Here is an 18127-nt window from a genome sequence, read left to right on the forward strand (position 1 = left end):
GGCAAGGGGGGAGGGGCGCCGGACGGCAGGGTGCGGCTACTTGCTGAACCCTGCCGTCAGGCCGCTGAGCAGCTGGCGGCGGCCGACCACGTACAGGACCAGGATGGGCAGCGTGGTCAGCACGACCGAGGCGAGCACGGCCGGTACGTTCACGCTGTACTGCCCCTGGAAGGTCCACAGCGCGAGCGGAAGCGTGCGCTTGTCGGGGCTCTGGGTGAGGATGAGCGGCAGCAGGAACCCGTTCCAGACCGTCAGTGCGTTGTAGATCGTCACCGTCACGACGGCCGGCATGGTGAGCGGAAGGGCGAGCCGCCAGAGCGTCGCCATCTCGCTCGCGCCGTCCAGCCGCATCGACTCGAACAGCTCCTTGGGCACGTCACGGATGAAGTTCGACAGGACCAGCACCGACAGCGGGATCGCGAAGGCGATCGACGGCAGGATCAGCGCCGTCAGTGAGTCGTAGAGCTGCAGCCGGATGATGATCAGGTAGATCGGGATGATGGTCGCCTGCAACGGGATGGCCAGGCCCATGAGGAAGAGCGAGTTCACCCTGCGCAGGAAGCCGAAGATGGTGCTGCCCCGGACGATCGCGTACGCCGCCATGAACGCGACCGCGACCGCGGGGACGACCGCGCCGATGGTCACAATGAGGCTGTTGAGGAAGTACAGCGGGAAGTCGGACTCGACGACCATCCGGTAGTTGTCGAGGGTCGGCTCGGTGGGCGGCGCCAGCGGGTTGCTGGCGTAGTAGCTGCTCTGGGCCTTGAAACTGGTGATGACGATCCAGTAGATCGGCACGATCACGACCGCGAGCCACAGCCAGCCCGCGATCCCGCCCAGCCAGTTGGGGCGCTCACCGAGTGTCCGCGACTGCTTCCCGTTGCGTGCCGGCGGCCGGCGCCGGTGTCCCGCCCCGACTGTCTCGGTCCGCTTGAGCCCCGTGGGGGTCGTCAAGCTCATGGTTCAGGCCCCTTCCATCTGGCTGGCGTTGGCGTCGCGGCCGCCGAGCCTGCGCAGGAACAACGCCAGGGCGAGGCCCACGAGGACGAGGATGACGGCGATGGCACTGGCCGGCCCCATCAGGTTGGCCTGGAACCCGCGCTTGTACATGTCCAGGGCGAGCACCCGGGTGGCGTCGCCGGGACCGCCCGCGGTCAGTACGAAGATCAGGTCGAAGAAGGTCAGGGATCCGACGACCATGAGGGTGGAGGACGTGATGATCGTGTACTTGAGCTGCGGCAGCGTGATGCTGAAGAACTTGCGGGCGCGGCCCGCGCCGTCTATCTCGGCGGCCTCGTACATGGAGCGCGGGATCTGCCGCACGCCGCCCTGGTAGAGCAGCGAGTGGAAGGGGATGAACTGCCACGACACCACGAAGATCACGACACTGAAGGCGAGGACGGGGTCGCCGAGCCAGTCCTGTACGAGCAGGTCGATACCCAGCCCGGCGCCGAGCCCGAAGTTCGGGTCGAGCAGCGCCTTGTAGGCGATCGCGATGGCGGCCGAGCTCAGCAGCAGCGGGATGAAGTACAGCACGGCCAGCAGCGCGCGGTAGCGCTGCTGCCCGGCCAGGAACACCCCGAGCAGGATGCTGGCCGGCGTCTGGACCGCCCAGGAGGCGACCATCACCAGCAACGTCACCCAAAGGGCGTGCGGTAGGCCGGGGTCGCTGAGCACGGCCCGCCAGCTGGTGAGCCCGGACATCTGGATGTCGCCGACCTGGTCCCAGGTGCTGAAGCTGAGGAACAGGACCCCGAGCAGCGGGATTACCCCGAAGGCGGTGAAGATCAGCAGGGCCGGTACGGCCAGCCACGGAAGGATGGCGCTGTGGTTCCTTCGCGTGGCGGCCGACGGCCTCCCTCTTCTGGCGGGGGAGGTTAGCGCGCTCAACTGCCGATGACCGCGTTCAGGTTGGAGGCGAACTCCTCAGGCGTGATCGACAGCTGGAACAGCTTGGCGATGTTGTCCAGGAGCACCTCGGCCGCGGTGGGGCTGAGCGCCTGGTCCCAGGACTGGGCGAAAGCCTTGGCGTTGCTGGCGATGCCGTAGACGAACTTCAGGAACTCCTCGTCCTTGGAACCGGCGAACGCGCTGTCGGCGCCGTTGACGATCGGCACCGCGCCCGTGCCCGCCCACTCCTTGACGTCCTCGTCGTTCAGCACGGCGGTGGCGAAGAACTTCTTGGCGATCTCCTTCTGCTCGGGAGTCGCCTTGGAGGAGATCGACAGGTACTGGCCGGGGTTGCCGACGGTGTTGCCGGGGTCGCCCTTGCCGCCCTCGACCGGCGGGAAGTTCATGTAGCCGAGGTGGCCGCCGGAGACGAAGTCGCCGCCGTCGGCGGACATGCTGCCGTACGTCCAGCCGCCGTGCAGCATCATCGCGGCCTTGCCGGTGTACAGCAGGGCCTGGTCGGCGTTGGAGTCGGCCGTGATGGAGGAGAAGCCCTTGATGAACCCGTTCGCCTTGATGAGCTCCTGCATCTTGGTCAGGGCCTCGATGGCGGCGGGGTGGGACCAGGCGTCCTTCTCGCCGTCGAACACGGCCTGGAACACCTCGGGGCCGCCGATGCGGTCGAAGAGGAACTCCAGCCACATCATGTTCGTCCAGCGCGACTGGCCGCCGAGGGAGAACGGGGCGATGCCCGCGGCGTTGAACTTGGGGACGAGGGCCATGATGTCGCCCCACGACTTCGGCGGCTCCACGCCGACCTGCTCGAACACCTTCTTGTTGTAGAACAGGATGATGGGCTGCATCGTCTCGGCCGGCATCGCGTAGATCTTGCCGTCGATCGTGGCCGCGCCGAAGGAGGAGGAGAACAGCCGGTCCTTCACGGCCTTGTTCTCCTCGAACCACGGGGTGAGGTCCTCGACCTGGTTGGCCTGCACGTACGTGCGCAGGGTCCCGCCGCCCCAGCCCCAGATGATGGTGGGGGCCTGGCCGGCTCCGATCGCCGTCTTGATCTTCGTCTTGTAGGCGTCGTTCTGCATGGCCGTGAAGTCGATCTGACCGTTGGGGTTGGCCTTGTTGAACCGCTCCACGGCCCTGGTGCGCACACCCTCCTGCGGCTGGTTCGACAGGAACCAGTAGGTGGCCTTGCTCGCGGCGTTCCCGCCGCTGCCGCCGGTTCCGGTCCCTCCCGCCGGGGTGGGGCCGGAAGTGCCGCAGGCCGCCAGCGCGGCTCCCAGAGGGAGGCCCATGGAAAGGGCGAGGAAGGTGCGGCGAGATGGTGTCGTTGACTCCACGCTGATCTCCGTATGTCGAATGCCGAGGCTGGGCGAGGCTCCGTGTGAAAAATCGGTGGCGGCCGTAGGTCGTGGATCAGCACCCCCGCTGTCAGGCATCCGCTCTTGCGCCTGACATGTCGAAACATTTCCGAAACAGACCGCGTGGCACGTCAATTTAGATTTCAGATAGTTGCGTGTCAAGAGGTCATCGCATGTCGGGATGAGCTTGGTATGTGCGCTATGTAAGGTACTCTCATCTGGACTTTTCCTGGTCGTATCGTTTGCGGCAGGATTCGGGTAGAGCTTTCGTGGCACACCGAAAAGTTTCGAATGGGTTGCGGTGCGGGTTTTTCTTGAGGAGAGCAGATGACGGCGCTAGATGGGACCTCCACGAAGGGCCTGGTCCTCCGTCCGTGGCAGGACCCGGCACTCCCCGTGGCGGATCGGGTCGACGCCCTTCTTGCGGAGATGACCCTGGAGGAGAAGGTCGGCCAGCTCGGCAGCCGGTGGCCGGGCAACGTCATGGGGGCTGAGCAGGGCGGGGAGCCCCAGGAGAGTCAGGAGAGTCGCGAGGGCACGGCGAACGTCGCCCCGATGCAGGACGTTTTCGCGGCCTCGGGAAGCGTGCCCTTCGAGGAGACGATCCGCCACGGGCTCGGTCACCTGACGCGGGTGTTCGGCAGTGCTCCGGTGACCGCGGCGGAGGGCGCCGCGGAGGTGGTACGGCTGCAGTCCGAGGTGGTGAAGCACTCCCGGCTCGGCATCCCGGCGCTGGTCCACGAGGAGTGTCTGACCGGTTTCACTACTTATGGCGCGACCGTTTACCCCGCGGCCATCGCCTGGGGGGCGACGTTCGACCCGGACCTGGTGGAGCGGATGGCCGCCGCCATCGGACGGGACATGCGCGCCGTGGGCGTCCACCAGGGCCTGTCACCGGTGCTGGACGTGGTGCGCGACTACCGCTGGGGCCGGGTCGAGGAGACGATGGGCGAGGATCCGTACCTCGTCGCGATGCTCGGCGCGGCCTACGTGCGCGGCCTGGAGAACGCCGGGGTCATCGCCACCCTCAAGCACTTCGCCGGCTACTCCGCCTCCCGGGCGGCCCGCAACCACGGCCCGGTGCCGATGGGGCGGCGCGAGCTGATGGACATGGTCCTGCCGCCTTTCGAGACCGCTCTCGTCGAGGGGGGCGCGCGTTCGGTCATGAACTCCTACTCCGACGTGGACGGTGTTCCCGCCGCGGCCGACTCGTGGCTGCTGACCGACCTGCTGCGCGACGAGTGGGGCTTCACCGGGACGGTGGTGTCGGACTACTGGGCGATCCCGTTCCTCGCGACGATGCACCAGGTCGCCGCGGACACCGACGAGGCCGGGGTGCAGGCGCTGAGCGCGGGCCTCGACGTCGAACTGCCCGACACGCTCGGCTTCGGCCGGCACCTCGTCGAACGGGTGCGGCGGGGCGAGCTGCCGGAGTCCCTGGTCGACCGGGCCGCCCGGCGCCTGCTCACCCAGAAGGTGACGCTCGGACTGCTGGATCCGGACTGGACCCCGGAGAGGTCGGTCGCCCAGGCGGCGGACGTGGACCTCGACTCGCCGGACAACCGGGCACTCGCCAGGGAGCTGGCCGAACGGTCGATCGTGCTGCTCGACGCGGGCACCGCGCTGCCGCTGCTCGGCGAGGGGCGTCCTGAGCCGCGCCGGGTGGCCGTGGTCGGCCCCTGCGCCGACGACCCGCGCACCTTCATGGGCTGCTACGCCTTCCCCAACCACGTGCTGCCCCGCCATCCGGGACTCGGGCTCGGCGTGGACGCGCCCAGCCTGCTCGACGCGCTGCGGGCCGAGTTGCCCGGTGCCGAGCTGATCCACGAGCAGGGCTGCGAGGTGCGGAGCGAGGACCGCTCCGGCTTCGCCGCCGCGACCCGGGCGGCTCGCGAGGCCGACGTGTGCGTGGCCGTCGTCGGCGACCTGGCGGGGATGTTCGGGCTCGGTACGTCGGGCGAAGGCTGCGACGCCGAGGACCTGCGGCTGCCCGGTGCGCAGGAGGACCTGCTGGCCGAGCTCGCCGCCACCGGCACGCCGGTCGTGGTGGTCGTCGTCTCGGGTCGCCCGTACGCGCTGGGCGAGGTGTCGAAGACGGCCGCCGCGCTCGTCCAGGCGTTCATGCCCGGGGAGGAGGGCGGAGCGGCCATCGCCGGGGTCCTGTCCGGCCGGGTGCAGCCCAGCGGGAAGCTGCCGGTGCAGATCCCGCGCGGCCCTGGCGGGCAGCCCGGCACCTACCTGCAGCCGCCGCTGGGCGCCAACAGCCAGGGCATCAGCAACCTCGACCCGACCCCGCTGTTCCCGTTCGGGCACGGTGCCTCGTACACCACCTTCGCGATCGACTCCTTGAGGATCAGCGACGCCGAGGTGCCCACCGACGGGGAGTTCACCGTGTCGGTGCGGGTGCGCAACACCGGGAGCCGGGTGGGCGAGGAGGTCGTGCAGCTCTTCCTGCACGACGTGATCGCCCAGGTCACCCGGCCGGTGCTACAGCTCACCGGATTCACCAGGGTCAGGCTGGAGCCCGGCGCGAGCGCACTGGCGACCTTCACCGTGTCCGCCGACAGGACCGCGTTCACCGGACGCGACCTGCGGCGCGTCGTGGAGCCGGGGGATCTTGAGGTGTTCGTGGGCGCGTCGGCGTCCGACCTGCCCTGCCGGGGCCGCGTGACCCTGACCGGTCCGCCGCGTCACGTCGGCGTGGACCGGCGACTGGTCACCCGGGTGGACGTGGAACCCGCTCCGGGCGCTTCCGCCGCACAGCAAGGGAGAACAGATGCCGGCAAGTCCTAGGAGGGCCACGCTGGCCACGGTCGCGGCCTCGGCGGGGGTGTCGGTCGCGACCGTGTCCAAGGTGCTCAACGGCCGAGGTGACGTCTCCCCGGTGACCCGCTCCCTCGTGGAGTCGTTGCTGGAGGAGCACGACTACGTCTCGCTGTCGCAGCGCCGCCGGGGCGACGCGGCCGTGCCGGCCACGCTCGAGGTGGAGCTCAACGCCGATCTCAACCCGTACTCGACCGAGATCGTTCAGGGCGCGGTGCGTGCCGAGGCCGACGCGGCGATCGTGGTGAGCATCCGCACGAACGCCGACCGCGCCGGGACCTGGGCGCGCGGCCTCGCCGCGGCCGGACGGCGGGCCGTGATCGCCATCACCAGCGAGCTGACCGCCGAGCAGCTCGGCGCCCTGTCCCGGGCACGGCTACCGCTGGTCGTGATCGACCCCCTGAACATGCCGCAGACCAGGGGAGTCGTCAGCGTCGGCTCGACGAACTTCGCCGGAGGACTGGTCGCGACACAGCACCTGCTCGCACTCGGGCACCGGCGCATCGCCTACCTCGGCGGCCCGGCCACCGCCGCCTGCAACCAGGCCCGTCTCCACGGCTACCGCGCGGCGATGGAGGCCGCGGGCGCCCCGGTCCCCCCGAGTCACGTACGGGAGGGGCCCTTCCACTACCAGGAGGGGGTGAGGGGCGGCACGGCCCTGTTCGACCTGCCTGAGCTCCCCACCGCCATCTTCACCGGCTGCGACGAGATCGCGCTCGGCGTGCTGGAGGCGGCCAGGGCGCGAGGGCTGCGGGTGCCCGAGGACCTCAGTATCGTCGGCTTCGACGACACCCAGGTCGCCCGGATGGCCTCGCCCCCGCTGACGACTGTGCGCCAGCCGCTGCGGGAGATGGGCGGGGTCGCCGTACGCACGGCCCTGCGCCTGGCGGCGGGGGAGCGGGTCGACTCCCACCACGTCGAACTCGCCACCGAACTGGTGGTGCGCGGCTCCACCACCGCACCCGGCAGGGGCTGAGCGCCTCAGCTCTTCGAAGGGCTGGGGACGATCGCCTTCTCGATCTGGAGGAGCATCTCCAGGTGCTCCCGCACGACGCGGTCGGTGAGGACGGCGAGTTTCTTCACCATGGGGGCGGAGCCGTTGTCGATCTCCCTCTTCACGAGGGCGACCCCCTCGCGGTGGTTGGCGATCTCCATACCGATCCAGGCCCTGTCGAACTCCATCCCGCTCAACGCCATCACCTCCTTGAGGCGCCGGCGCTGCACCTCGCTGGGCTCACCGGGGAGCTTCACGCCCAGCTGGTCGGCCACCTGCCGTATGGTCCTGTCGAGCTTCGTGTGGTCGGCGACCAGCTTCGCCCCCAGCACGCGCACGGCCTTTCCGGCCTCCCGATCATTCTGGTCGTCGGTCTTCCCGGTGACGGCGAGACCCGCCTCGATCTCGAACAGGCTGCCCTGGTGCGCCTGGACGAGGAATTCCCGATCCTGCCGGCTGGGCGGCGGGGGAGCGGAGGCGGCGCCGAGGTCGGCCGTGCCGCCTGTCGCCGCCATGGCGATGGCCAGCATGATGATCGCCTTTCGAGTCATCGGATCCTCCGTCGATCAATTCACGGTCAGAACTGACGCCTTCTCTCTTCTCATATATGCATATATAGGTTGATATGACGCTATAAGTAGTAAATCTTATGGAAAGTACGCATATGGTGCCCGTTGGTGGAGCAGGCCAATCCCGTGCCCGCCGCGCCTGCCTGGTCGAGTGACCGGACGGTGGGGATCGGATGTCCGGTCCGGCGCCAGAAAACGCGCCGGACCTCCCCGGATGACACGGGCCGTGGCTAAATGTGATGAGATTTACCCTGTTCGCGTGATCCGTCCGCTCGAGACTCGTTCGAGGGGACACCACGATCGTCATGACCTGCCGGACAGCGGCCGGACAGTGGGAGGTGGGCGTCATCGGTATCGTCTCGCCCGGGTTCTTCGGCCGCCGTCGCGCCGGCAACCCGGACCTGCCGCCGGGGCAGTACCTCACGGAGGACTTCCCCGTCCTGTCGGCCGGACCCACGCCCCTGGTCTCCACCGACGACTGGAGCCTCGGCGTCACCACCGAGACCGGCGAGGTCGTCCGCTGGAGCTGGGCGGAGCTCAACGCGCTGCCCGTGGAGCGGTTCACGGTCGACCTGCACTGCGTCACCAAGTGGTCCAAGCTCGGCACCACCTGGGAGGGCGTGTCACTCGACACCCTCCTCGACGGCGTGGAGCCCTCCGCGGAATACGCGCTGGCGACCTCCTACGGCGGCTACACCACGAACCTCCCGCTGGAGGACCTCCTCGACGGCCGGGCCTGGATCGCCGTCCGCTACGAGGGTGAGCCCATCACCCCCGAGCACGGCGGGCCCGCCCGGCTCCTCGTGCCGCACCTCTACCTCTGGAAGAGCGCCAAGTGGGTGCGCGACATCCGGCTCCTCGACGAGGACCAGCCAGGATTCTGGGAGGGCGTCGGCTATCACAATTACGGAGACCCATGGCGCGAGCAACGGTACTGGGGCGACTGACCTGGAGGGTCGCCACGGTCACCGCCGTGCGCGACGAGACCTCCGCAGCACGCACGATCACCCTGGACGTTCCCGGCTGGCCCGGCCACCTCGCCGGCCAGCACGTCGACGTGCGGCTCACCGCCCCCGACGGCTACTCCACCCAGCGCTCCTACTCCATCGCCTCCGCCGCGGACGGGGAACGCGTGGAGCTCACCGTCGAGCCGCTGCCCGACGGTGAGGTCTCCCCCTACCTCGCCCAGGTCCTCTCGCCCGGTGACCCGCTGGAGATACGCGGCCCGATCGGCGGCTGGTTCGTCTGGCGTCCGGAGGCGTCCGAGCCGGTGCAACTGGTCGCGGGCGGCTCGGGGGTCGTCCCGCTCATGGCGATGATCCGCGCCCGCGCCTCGGCCGGGGTCGGCACGCCGTTCCGGCTGCTGTACTCCACGCGCGGGCCCGGCTCCGCGCTCTACCGCGCCGAGCTGGACCGTCACAGCGCAGACGGCTCCGGCCTGGACGTCACCTACGCCTACACGCGCGAGGTGCCCGACGGCTGGGCACGCCCGCCCGCGCGGGTCGACGCCGCCCTGCTCGCCGAGGCCGTCTGGCCCGTCGAACGGAAACCGGCCGTCTTCGTGTGCGGTCCCACCGGATTCGTCGAGACCGTCGCAAGCCTGCTCGTCTCGGCGGGGCACGACCCCCGCCTGATCCGCACGGAACGCTTCGGCCCCAGTGGAGGACCATCATGAGCCAGGACCACCTCGACGGAAACGCGGCGGGCGGAGCACTGCGCGACGTGTTCGCCGTCGACCTGACCGCCGCCACCGGCTGGTGCTCCGGCTGCGCGCGAAGCCTCACACTGGCCGAGGCGATCCTCTACACCCACGCCCCGGGTCTGGTGGCCCGCTGCCCCGGGTGCGAGGAGGTCGTCTTCCGGCTCGTGAGGGCACAGGGGCGGGCATGGCTGGACATGCGCGGCATGACGTGCGTCCAGTTCGAGCTGCCCGCCGACTCCTGAGCGGCTGACATCATTCCGGACATTCGAGGAACGCGGCACCGGGGAGCCCGGGGCGTCACGGTGGCGATCCGGGCCCTTCGTCCGGCGTGACCGACAGGAGCCGGACCGCCGGTCCTCGGATCGGTGACCGGCCGGCACTCTCCCGCGCCGACGCCGCCTCCCCTCACCCGGCCTGGAGCGACGCCGCGTCCCCTCACCCGGCCTGGAGCGACGCCGCGTCCCCTCACCCGGCCTGGAGCGACGCCGCGCTGAGAGCCCTGCCGGGTGAGGCGACGTCAGAGCTTGACGGCCCGGGGGCGGTACGGCTCGGCGAGGAAGGCGAGTTCCTTCTCGGTGAGGGACAGGTCCACCGCGGCGACCGCGTCGTCCACATGCCCGTCCTTGGTCGCGCCCACGATCGGGGCCGAGATGCCCGGCTGGTGCAGCAGCCAGGACAGCGCCACCCGTGCGGGAGCGACCTCGCGCTCTCCGGCCACCTGGGCGACCCGGTCGAGGATCAGACGGTCGTTGTCGGCGTCGTCGTAGAGGGCCTCGATGCGGGGGTCGCTGCCCGCCCGGGTGGTGACCTCCTCGGATCCGGCGCGGGCCAGCAGGCCCCTGGCCAGCGGGCTCCACGGGATCAGGCCGATGCCCTGGTCGAGGCAGAGCGGGTTCATCTCCCGCTCCTCTTCCCGGTAAAGAAGATTGTGATGATTTTGCATCGACACGAACTTTGTCCAGCCGTGGATCTCGGCGGTGTGCTGCGCCTTCGCGAACTGCCAGGCGTACATGCTGGAGGCACCGATGTATCGGACCTTGCCGGCGCGGACCACGTCGTGCAGGGCCTCCATGGTCTCCTCGATCGGCGTGTCGGGGTCCCAGCGGTGGATCTGGTACAGGTCCACGTAGTCGGTGCCCAGGCGGCGCAGCGAGGCGTCGATCGAGGAGAGGATGTGCTTGCGCGACAGGCCGCCGTCGTTGACGCCCTCGCTCATCGGCAGGCACACCTTCGTGGCGAGCACGTAGTCGTCCCTGCCGGGGAAGATCCTGGCGAGCAGGCGGCCGGTGACCTCCTCGCTGGCGCCGAACGAGTAGACGTCGGCGGTGTCGAAGAACGTCACCCCCGCCTCGGCCGCCCGGCGCACGATCGGCTCGGCCGCGGCCTCGTCGAGAACCCATTCACCCCATTTGGCGGGGTCGCCGTAGCTCATCATGCCAAGGCAGATCCTCGACACCTTCAAACCGGTGGACCCCAGGCGCACGTATTCCATGTCAAACCTCCCGATCTTCAAGAGCCTGAGCCCACCCTACGACCGCAGCCTCCGAGCGGTTCGCCCACCCGCCGCCGTTCCCCGCGGATGGGCGCGCAGACCTGAGGCAGCGGTTTTCCCGCCCCGGTCTCTCCTGGGCTCGCACTCCACGCCGGAGGATCAGGACAGGTGACGGGACCACCACTCCAGGACGGCCTCGAAGCGCTGCAGGCGGTGCCTTGGGCGGCCGCTGCGCGTGAGCTCGTGCCCCTCGCCGGGAAAGAGGAGAAACTCGGTGGGGACGCCGTTGCGGCGCAGCGCGACGAACATCCGCTGCGCCTGCTCGACCGGACAGCGCAGGTCGTCCTCGGAGTGGACCACGGCGAACGGCAGGGTGATCCGGTCGGCCCGGTAGAGGGGGCTCATCGCGCGCTGGGCCTCCGGATCGGGGCCGCAGTAGGCGTCGGCGAAGAACCAGCCGATGTCGGAGGAGCCGGTGAAGGAGTCCCAGGCGTTGACCGCGCGCTCGCTCCAGGCGGCCCTGAACCGGCTCCCGTGGTGGGCGGCGAGATGGCTCGTCATGAAGCCGCCGTAGGAGCCGCCCATCACGCCCACCCGCTCAGCGTCGCACTCGGGAGTGGCCAGCGCCGCGTCCAGCAGGGCGAGCACGTCGTCGGCGTCCACGGTGCCCAGCGCGCCGATCACCGATCGGCCGTGTTCCTGGCCGTACCCGCAGGAGCCGCGAGGATTGGGCAGGACCACCGCGTACCCGGCGCCCGCGTAGATCTGGGTCTCGTCCAGGAACGCCCACCCGTGCTGGTGGAAAGGGCCGCCGTGCACGTTCAGCAGGACCGGGTGCGGCCCGTCGCCCTCGGGCAGGGCGAGCCAGCCGTGCACCGGGTAGCCGTCGGCGGAGACGGCGGTGATCTCACGCAGCGGCCTGATCCCGGTGAGGGTGCCGGAGAAGTCGGTCAGTGCCCCGTCGGGAGTGACCACCTCGCCGGGGCTCGCGGGCGTGGACACCACCGCGACCACCCTCTCCCCGCAGACGGTGAACGCCTTCACGCTCGCCCGCTCACCCAGGACCACGACGAGCTCCTCCAGCGGCGCGTCGAGGGCACCGGAGGGCACCAGGCGCAGCTCGACCGCGCCGCGCGTCCGCACCACGACCAGGACGCCGTCCTTTCCGGGTACGGGAGGCAGCGAGTCGCAGTCCACCGACTCCTCCTCGGTCAGCCGGGTCCCGGCCACCGCCCCGCCGCTCTCGCCGGCGCCGCCGATCCGCAGCGGCGCGCGGTACAGGCCCGCGTTGCGGGCCACCGCGTCGATGCCGGAGAACGCCGTACCGAGATAGAGCACCTCCCCGCCCGGCAGGGCGACGGGCTGCTCGGCGGAGCCGTCGCTGCGCACCGCGAGGATCGGGGCGCCCCCACCGGAGGGAACCGCGTACACGTCCGTGTACAGGCTCTCGCCGTCGAGGTCGCGGGGAGCCGAGACCAGCACGTGCTCGCCGTCCGGCGTCCAGCCGGGGCAGTCCACGTCGTAGGGACCCTCGGTCAGCCGTACCGGTCGCGGGACGTCGGCGAGGGCGTTCACCACGAACAGGCTCTGTGGCCGGTCGAAGGTGAAGCCGACCCCGTCGGTCCGGTAGCGCAGCCCGGTGATTCGGCGAGGTGCCTCGGCGACGGCGCTCACACCCTCCTGCGTGCCGTACCGGCCGGGCTCGGCGACCCGGGCGACGAACGCGATCCGGCGGGAGTCCGGGGCCCAGACCGGGACGCCCGCGCCCAAAGGCAGATCGGTGATCGGCCGGGCCTCGCCGCCGCCGGTGGGCATCACATACAGCTGCGGGCGGCTCCCTTCGGTGGCGCCGGAGCGCAGGAAGGCGACCCAGGCGCCGTCGGGGGAGATGCGTGGTGCGCTGTCGCGCTCACCGAAGGTGAACCTGACGGGCGGGCCGTCGGCGGGCACCCGCCACAGACCTCCCAGGTAGGCGTCTGCCTCCGGGTCGGGACCGGCCAGGTCGACGAGGAGGAGGTCACCGTGGAGCGTGACGCTCCCCGGAACGGTGAGCTGGGCGAGGTCTTCAGGACGCATAACCAGTAAAGCTATCTCCGTTGACTGCGCGCGTGCTTTGGCAGGCGCGCTCTCAAGCGGCTTTCGGCCCGCGCCGGAGCCTTCCCCGTGTCCGGGGTTCCCGCCTCACCCCTCAGCGCGGGGACGGCAGGATCATCGTGACGCCGGGAACGGAGCCGATCGAGGCGAGCGCCGCTCCGGCCTCCTCCAGGCCGATGGAGCGGGTGAGTAGGGCATCCGGGCTCAGGGCGCCGTCGGCGACGGCCTCCAGCATCGCCGGGTAGGCGTGGGCGGCCATGCCGTGGCTGCCGAGGAGTTCGAGCTCGTAGCCGATCACCCGGCCCATCGGGAGCGGGGTGAGTCCTGGCAGCAGGCCGATCTGGACGTGGCGTCCACGGCGGCGCAGGCTCTCGATCGAGGCCACGCACGTCCCGGGACTGCCGAGCGCGTCGATGGAGACGTGGGCCCCGCCCGAGGTCAGCTCCCTGACCCGCGCGGGGATGTCGGCCTCGGGTGGTTCGGCTCCGACGCAGGCGACGGCGCCGAAGCGCCGGGCCAGCTCCAGGGCTCCCGCCGAGACGTCCACGGCGACCACCCGGGCCCCGGCCGCGGCGGCGATCATGACGGCGGAGAGCCCCACGCCGCCACAGCCGTGCACGGCCACCCACTCGTCCGGCCGTACCCGGCCCACGGCGGTCACGGCGCGGTAGGAGGTGGCGAAGCGGCAGCCCAGGCTCGCGGCGGTGGTGAAGGACATCTCCTCGGGGAGCCGTACGAGGTTCACGTCCGCGTGATCGACGGCCACGTACTCGGCGAAGGAGCCCCAGCGGGTGAACCCCGGCTGGGTCTGGCGTTCGCAGACCTGCTGGTCACCGGAGAGGCAGGCCGGGCAGGAGCCGCAGGCGCAGACGAAGGGGACGGTCACCCGGTCGCCCGGCCGCCACGAGGCGACGCCGGTGCCCACCGCCTCGACGACCCCGGCGAACTCGTGCCCCGGCACGTGGGGGAGGACCCGGATGTCGGGGTCGTGACCCTGCCAGCCGTGCCAGTCGCTCCGGCAGAGCCCGGTGGCCTCCACGCGGATCACCGCTCCACCGGGCGGAGGTTCGGGGGCGGGCACCTCCCGGACCTCTGGATCGGCCCCGAAGGCGTCGAAAAGCACCGCTCGCACCCGTCACACTCCTCTGCCCCGGCCCGTGGTCTCCGGCGCTTTCCGCCGGTGGGCCCACCTGACCGGTGAGCCTATTCGGTCGGTGAGCCGGTCCGGTCGCTGAGCCGGTCGTGAGGTGTCCTGATTAGAAGGTGCACTCTGGGAGAGAGGGAGGGTCACAAGGGTCAACTGATCGGACGGTGTGATGGGGCAGCAAGTCGACAAGGACCGCTACTCCGAGGCGGAGTTCCTCCGTTTCAGGGGGAAACTGGCGGAGCAGCTCGACACCCTTCGCGAGGTGCTCGCAAGACCGGGTTTCGGCGCCGGTCCCGCGACCATCGGGGCCGAGCTGGAGATGTTTCTCATAACGCCCGAAGGGAGGCCGCTTCCCCGTAACCGCGAGGTGCAGGTCGCCGCGGGCGACGGTCGGCTCACGTTGGAGCTGGGCAGGTTCAACCTGGAGGCCAACCTGACTCCGCTGCCGATCGCCGGGCGGCCGTTCACCGCCCTGGTGAGCGAGATGCGGGAGATCATGACCGTGGTGGACGCGGCGGCCACGACACAGGGCGGGCAGGCCGTGGTGATCGGGATCCTGCCCTCGCTGAGCGAGTTCGACTTCACCCACGAGGCGCTGAGCGGCGAGGGCCGCTACCGGGCGCTGGCCAGGGGCATGCGGCGGCTGCGCACGGAGCCGTTCCGGGTGCGCATCGAGGGCGTCGAGATGCTGGAGCTTGAGGTCGAGGGGGTGATCCTGGAGAGCGCCAACACCTCCTGGCAGGTTCATCTCCGCACGCCCCCCGCCGACTTCTCCCGCGTCTACAACGCCGCCCAGCTGGCCATCGGCCCGGTCCTCGCGGTCAGCGGGAACTCGCCCTCCTTCCTGGGCAGGAGGCTGTGGGAGGAGACGAGGATCGCGCTGTTCGAGGAGGCCGCGGACGACCGGGACGTGGAGCGGCTCGACCGCAGGAACCGGCGGGTGGGGTTCGGTTCCGGCTGGGTGCGAAGCGTCGAGGAGATTTTCGAGACATGCGTCCGCGACTACGAGCCGGTGCTGCCGATGACCTTCGCGCCGGAGGAGGTGCCCGCCGACGGCGTCCCCGGACTGGCCGAGCTCCGGCTCCACCAGGGCACCGTGTGGCAGTGGAACCGGCCGGTCTACGACCCCGGTGACGGCGGCCACCTGCGGGTGGAGATGCGTGCCCTGCCCGCCGGGCCGAGCGCGCCCGACATGGCGGCGAACAGTGCCTTCCTGCTCGGGCTCACCGCCGCCCTGGCGGTCCAGCCGGTGGAGGACTTCCCCTTCGCCGGGGCCTACCGCAACTTCTACCGCGCCGCGATCCACGGCCTGGACGCGCCGCTGAGCTGGCCGGGCCTGAACGAGGAGATCCCCGCCGAGCGGCTCGCCCTTGAGCTGCTGCCGGTCGCCGAGGCCGGGCTCGACAGGATGGGGGTGGACCCGGACGAGGCCCGGTGGGCGCTGGACATCGTGCGGGAACGCGTCGCCCGCCGCCGTACCGGTGCGATCTGGCAGCGGGAGGCGCTGGTTCGCGAGGGCGGCGACCAGGCCGCGGCGGCGCGCGTGGTGAGCCGGTACCGGGAGCTGTCGCTGGCCGGGGAACCCGTCCACACCTGGCCTTTCTAACTGCAAAAGGGATTTGAGTACCGGCATACTCATGAACTCCGTATCTTGATCCGCCGATCCTGGCGGAACCGGACAGGAAGAGACCCCCCTCATGAGTCAGATGAAGGTCGTATCGGCCGAGCCGTTCGGGCTGAAGCGGGACGGAGGCGGCCTCGCGGCCGGAATCAAGATTCTGGAGAAGGACCTCAAGCGGGCATCACTCGACACCGTCCTGGCCAAGGCCAACCGCGTCACGGTCAGGAAGGGGTCGGCCGGCACCGGGGCGTTCGGCACGATGAAGCCGAAACCGGTTGACTGGTACACCTTCGACGCCGGGGACAACGCCACCAAGGAGTGGTATCCCCAGGGCCTGACCTGCGCCTCCGACGCCGGGATCACCGGGAGCACGTTCGTGGTGAGCTGGTACCACACGCCGTCGTCGGGGGCGGAGAGGGGCGTGCGCCTGACCTTCGTGAATCCCGCGACGCTCCGCTACCGGCACGTCCTGCTGGTGCGGACCGGAGCCGACGGAGGCATCACGCCGATCAACATCCACGCCGGCGGCGTCGCCTGGTACGGCAACCTGTTGTACGTCGCCGACACCACCCGGGGCCTGCGGGTCTTCGACACCCGGCAGATCTTCGAGATCAACGGGAGCGGTACGGAGACCATCGGAAGGAAGGCCGGCGTGTACGACGCGTTCGGCTACCGGTACGTGATGCCGCAGACCGACGCCTGGACCACCACCAGCGGCAGCGTCCGTTTCTCCTTCGCCGCCGTCGACCGCAGCACCGATCCCGATGTGCTGATCTCCGGCGAGTACGTCGACACCGCGGGCACGGTCGGACGGGTCGCCCGCTGGCCGCTGACCGCGGAGGGGACGTTGAACGCCCCTGCCGGGGGTGTCGTCCAGGCGATGGACGCCTACGCGCTGCCGGGGGACAAGATCCAGGGCGCGCTCTCCTACGAGGGCGTCTGGTATCTCAGCCAGGCCGCGGGTTCCACCAGGAACGGCACCCTGATCGTGGTCGGCGACACGGTGCGTAAGCGGCCCTATCCGGTGGGCCCGGAGGATCTGACCTGTGTCCGAGGCAAGAGGACGCTGTGGAGCGTGAGCGAGTTCGTGGGCCGTCGCGTGGTGTACGGCGTGCCGCTCTGAGGAGCCGCTTCGAGGACATGGTGTCTCCGCAGGGCTGCGAGGGCGCGGTGCCCGATCTTCCCGAGGCCGCTGGAGGCGGTCGTACGGTGTGCCGCTCGGAGACCGTGGGCCCTTTCAGTGGGGGGAGCCGCCGACCAGGCGGAGATCGCCGCCCAGGGAGACGGAGACGGCGGTGGTCGCGATCGCGGTGAGCGCCTGGGCGACCAGCGTGACGGGCATGGAGGGCATGGCCTCGCCCAGGACCTGTTCCGGGCTGAACGGCACGTGCACGAAGCCCCCGCGAACCGCCGGCCGCTCGGTGGTGATCATGTGCATGAGGCCGTAGAAGAGATGGTTGCACAGGCACGTCCCGGCGCTCTGCGAGACGCTCGCCGGGACTCCGACGGCCCGCGCCGCGGCCACGCACGCCTTCACCGGCAGGGTGGAGAAGTAGGCGGCGGGACCACCGGGCACCACCGGCTCGTCGATCGGCCGGCGGCCCGTGCCGTCGGGGACGCAGGCGTCGTCGAGGTTGACGGCCACCCGCTCCACCGTCACGTCGGGCCGCCCTCCGGCCTGCCCGACGCACACGACCACCGCTGGATCGTGCTCCACCACCGCCGCGCGCAGGTGCTCCAGCGACCCGCCGAACGCGCAGGGGAGCAGCGCGGTCCGCACTCCGGGTACGAGCCCGATCGCCTCCCACGACGGGTTCGCGGCGCCGTCGAGCGGCTCCAGCCCGGCGAGCAGGACGCCCTTCATCGGTGCTCCGAGACCGCGGGGTCCGAGCCCGAGGGGGCCGACGTCGCGAGATCCGAGCCTGCGAGATCTGGGGTCGCGGGGTTCGGGGCCGCGGGGTTCGAGGTGGGGGAACCCGTGGACGGAGAACCTGTGGGAGGGGAGCTCACGGGTCCGGAGTTCGAGGGCTCCGAGGGCAGGGCGCAGGCGGGGGTGCCGCCCGGCAGGCGGTGACGGTTGGCGGCGACGAGCCGGTAGACCCCCCGGGCCACCCACCGGAACGGCGGGATCCGCAGCACGAACCCCAGCGGGCTCCACGGGAGACCGGCGGCGATCAGCAGCCTGGCCACCGCCTGCGCCTCGCCGTACACCCGGCCGTTCTCGACCCAGAGCACCTCGCGCTCGGCCCGCTCGCGCGTGACACCCAGCGCCCGGAGATCCGCGAACTGCCAGGGGACGACCCGGGCGCGCACCCCGATGCGGCGCTCGGCGAACCGGACGCTCGTCGTGCAGAAACCGCAGTCGCCGTCGAAGACCAGTACAGGTTCTTCCGTCATGCACCTGACACTACCCAGGAGGACC

General features: G+C 70.5%; 16 protein-coding genes. 7 read left to right on the plus strand and 9 right to left on the minus strand.

From position 1 onward, the window contains the following. Positions 1-36 precede the first annotated feature (36 nt). Genes ABZ664_RS08790 through ABZ664_RS08800 form a run of 3 tightly spaced genes read right to left on the minus strand, consistent with a single transcriptional unit; the run spans position 37 to position 3242 of the window. Positions 37-960 carry a carbohydrate ABC transporter permease gene (locus ABZ664_RS08790; protein WP_362505204.1) on the minus strand — a complete coding sequence of 308 codons (924 nt, stop codon included), beginning with the start codon at positions 958-960 and terminating at the stop codon, positions 37-39. Between the two features lie 3 nt (positions 961-963). Next, positions 964-1890 (minus strand): sugar ABC transporter permease, encoded by a 927-nt coding sequence (locus ABZ664_RS08795; RefSeq protein ID WP_362505207.1) that lies wholly within the window; start codon positions 1888-1890, stop codon positions 964-966. Further along, positions 1887-3242: an extracellular solute-binding protein gene (locus ABZ664_RS08800; RefSeq protein ID WP_362505210.1), complete on the minus strand. Its 1356-nt coding sequence runs from the start codon at positions 3240-3242 to the stop codon at positions 1887-1889. Before ABZ664_RS08800 ends, ABZ664_RS08795 begins: the two co-directional genes overlap by 4 nt. Positions 3243-3590: 348 nt before the next feature. Between ABZ664_RS08800 and ABZ664_RS08805 the strand changes: the two genes are divergently transcribed. Together ABZ664_RS08805 and ABZ664_RS08810 are read left to right on the plus strand one after the other, a co-directional pair. Further along, the gene (locus ABZ664_RS08805) at positions 3591-6056 is read left to right on the plus strand and encodes a glycoside hydrolase family 3 N-terminal domain-containing protein (RefSeq protein ID WP_362505213.1); all 2466 of its coding nucleotides are present in this window, start codon (positions 3591-3593) and stop codon (positions 6054-6056) included. Beyond that, positions 6040-7062 carry a substrate-binding domain-containing protein gene (locus ABZ664_RS08810; protein WP_362505216.1) on the plus strand — a complete coding sequence of 341 codons (1023 nt, stop codon included), beginning with the start codon at positions 6040-6042 and terminating at the stop codon, positions 7060-7062. Before ABZ664_RS08805 ends, ABZ664_RS08810 begins: the two co-directional genes overlap by 17 nt. A 5-nt stretch (positions 7063-7067) precedes the next feature. On the opposite strand, the gene ABZ664_RS08815 is transcribed toward ABZ664_RS08810, so the two are convergent. Next, positions 7068-7631: a DUF4142 domain-containing protein gene (locus tag ABZ664_RS08815; protein ID WP_362505220.1), complete on the minus strand. Its 564-nt coding sequence runs from the start codon at positions 7629-7631 to the stop codon at positions 7068-7070. A gap of 365 nt (positions 7632-7996) precedes the next feature. Here ABZ664_RS08815 and ABZ664_RS08820 point away from each other — a divergent pair, with 365 nt between their 5' ends. The 3 genes from ABZ664_RS08820 to ABZ664_RS08830 are packed head-to-tail and all read left to right on the plus strand — an operon-like array spanning position 7997 to position 9593. Further along, on the plus strand, positions 7997-8596 hold the full coding sequence (locus ABZ664_RS08820; protein ID WP_362506303.1) for a sulfite oxidase-like oxidoreductase: 600 nt from the start codon (positions 7997-7999) through the stop codon (positions 8594-8596). Further along, positions 8566-9324 (plus strand): ferredoxin reductase, encoded by a 759-nt coding sequence (locus ABZ664_RS08825; protein ID WP_362505223.1) that lies wholly within the window; start codon positions 8566-8568, stop codon positions 9322-9324. The genes ABZ664_RS08820 and ABZ664_RS08825 overlap by 31 nt, the downstream gene beginning before the upstream one ends. Continuing rightward, entirely contained in the window at positions 9321-9593 is a 273-nt protein-coding gene (locus ABZ664_RS08830; RefSeq protein ID WP_362505226.1) for a DUF6510 family protein, read from the plus strand. The genes ABZ664_RS08825 and ABZ664_RS08830 overlap by 4 nt, the downstream gene beginning before the upstream one ends. 275 nt (positions 9594-9868) lie before the next feature. On the opposite strand, the gene ABZ664_RS08835 is transcribed toward ABZ664_RS08830, so the two are convergent. The 3 genes from ABZ664_RS08835 to ABZ664_RS08845 all read right to left on the minus strand — a co-directional run bounded on the left by ABZ664_RS08835 (position 9869) and on the right by ABZ664_RS08845 (position 14069). Further along, complete coding sequence (locus ABZ664_RS08835) at positions 9869-10843, minus strand: aldo/keto reductase (protein ID WP_362505229.1); 975 nt, start codon at positions 10841-10843, stop codon at positions 9869-9871. A gap of 159 nt (positions 10844-11002) precedes the next feature. Continuing rightward, positions 11003-12919, minus strand: a complete 1917-nt coding sequence (locus ABZ664_RS08840; protein WP_362505232.1) for a S9 family peptidase — start codon at positions 12917-12919, stop codon at positions 11003-11005. Positions 12920-13031: 112 nt separating this feature from the next. Beyond that, positions 13032-14069 carry an alcohol dehydrogenase catalytic domain-containing protein gene (locus ABZ664_RS08845; protein ID WP_362505235.1) on the minus strand — a complete coding sequence of 346 codons (1038 nt, stop codon included), beginning with the start codon at positions 14067-14069 and terminating at the stop codon, positions 13032-13034. Between the two features lie 184 nt (positions 14070-14253). Between ABZ664_RS08845 and ABZ664_RS08850 the strand changes: the two genes are divergently transcribed. Together ABZ664_RS08850 and ABZ664_RS08855 are read left to right on the plus strand one after the other, a co-directional pair. Further along, positions 14254-15690: a glutamate--cysteine ligase gene (locus ABZ664_RS08850; RefSeq protein ID WP_362505238.1), complete on the plus strand. Its 1437-nt coding sequence runs from the start codon at positions 14254-14256 to the stop codon at positions 15688-15690. 100 nt (positions 15691-15790) lie between these two features. Then, entirely contained in the window at positions 15791-16828 is a 1038-nt protein-coding gene (locus ABZ664_RS08855) for a hypothetical protein (RefSeq protein ID WP_362505241.1), read from the plus strand. A 114-nt stretch (positions 16829-16942) separates the two neighbouring features. Here ABZ664_RS08855 and pcp read toward each other — a convergent pair whose 3' ends face one another. Both pcp and ABZ664_RS08865 read right to left on the minus strand, forming a co-directional pair. Beyond that, positions 16943-17569, minus strand: a complete 627-nt coding sequence (gene pcp / locus ABZ664_RS08860) for a pyroglutamyl-peptidase I (RefSeq protein WP_362505244.1) — start codon at positions 17567-17569, stop codon at positions 16943-16945. Further along, positions 17566-18102, minus strand: a complete 537-nt coding sequence (locus ABZ664_RS08865) for a DUF393 domain-containing protein (protein ID WP_362505247.1) — start codon at positions 18100-18102, stop codon at positions 17566-17568. Before ABZ664_RS08865 ends, pcp begins: the two co-directional genes overlap by 4 nt. Positions 18103-18127: the final 25 nt, after the last annotated feature.

Source organism: Streptosporangium sp. NPDC006930, from assembly GCF_040635605.1.
Lineage (GTDB): Bacteria > Actinomycetota > Actinomycetes > Streptosporangiales > Streptosporangiaceae > Streptosporangium.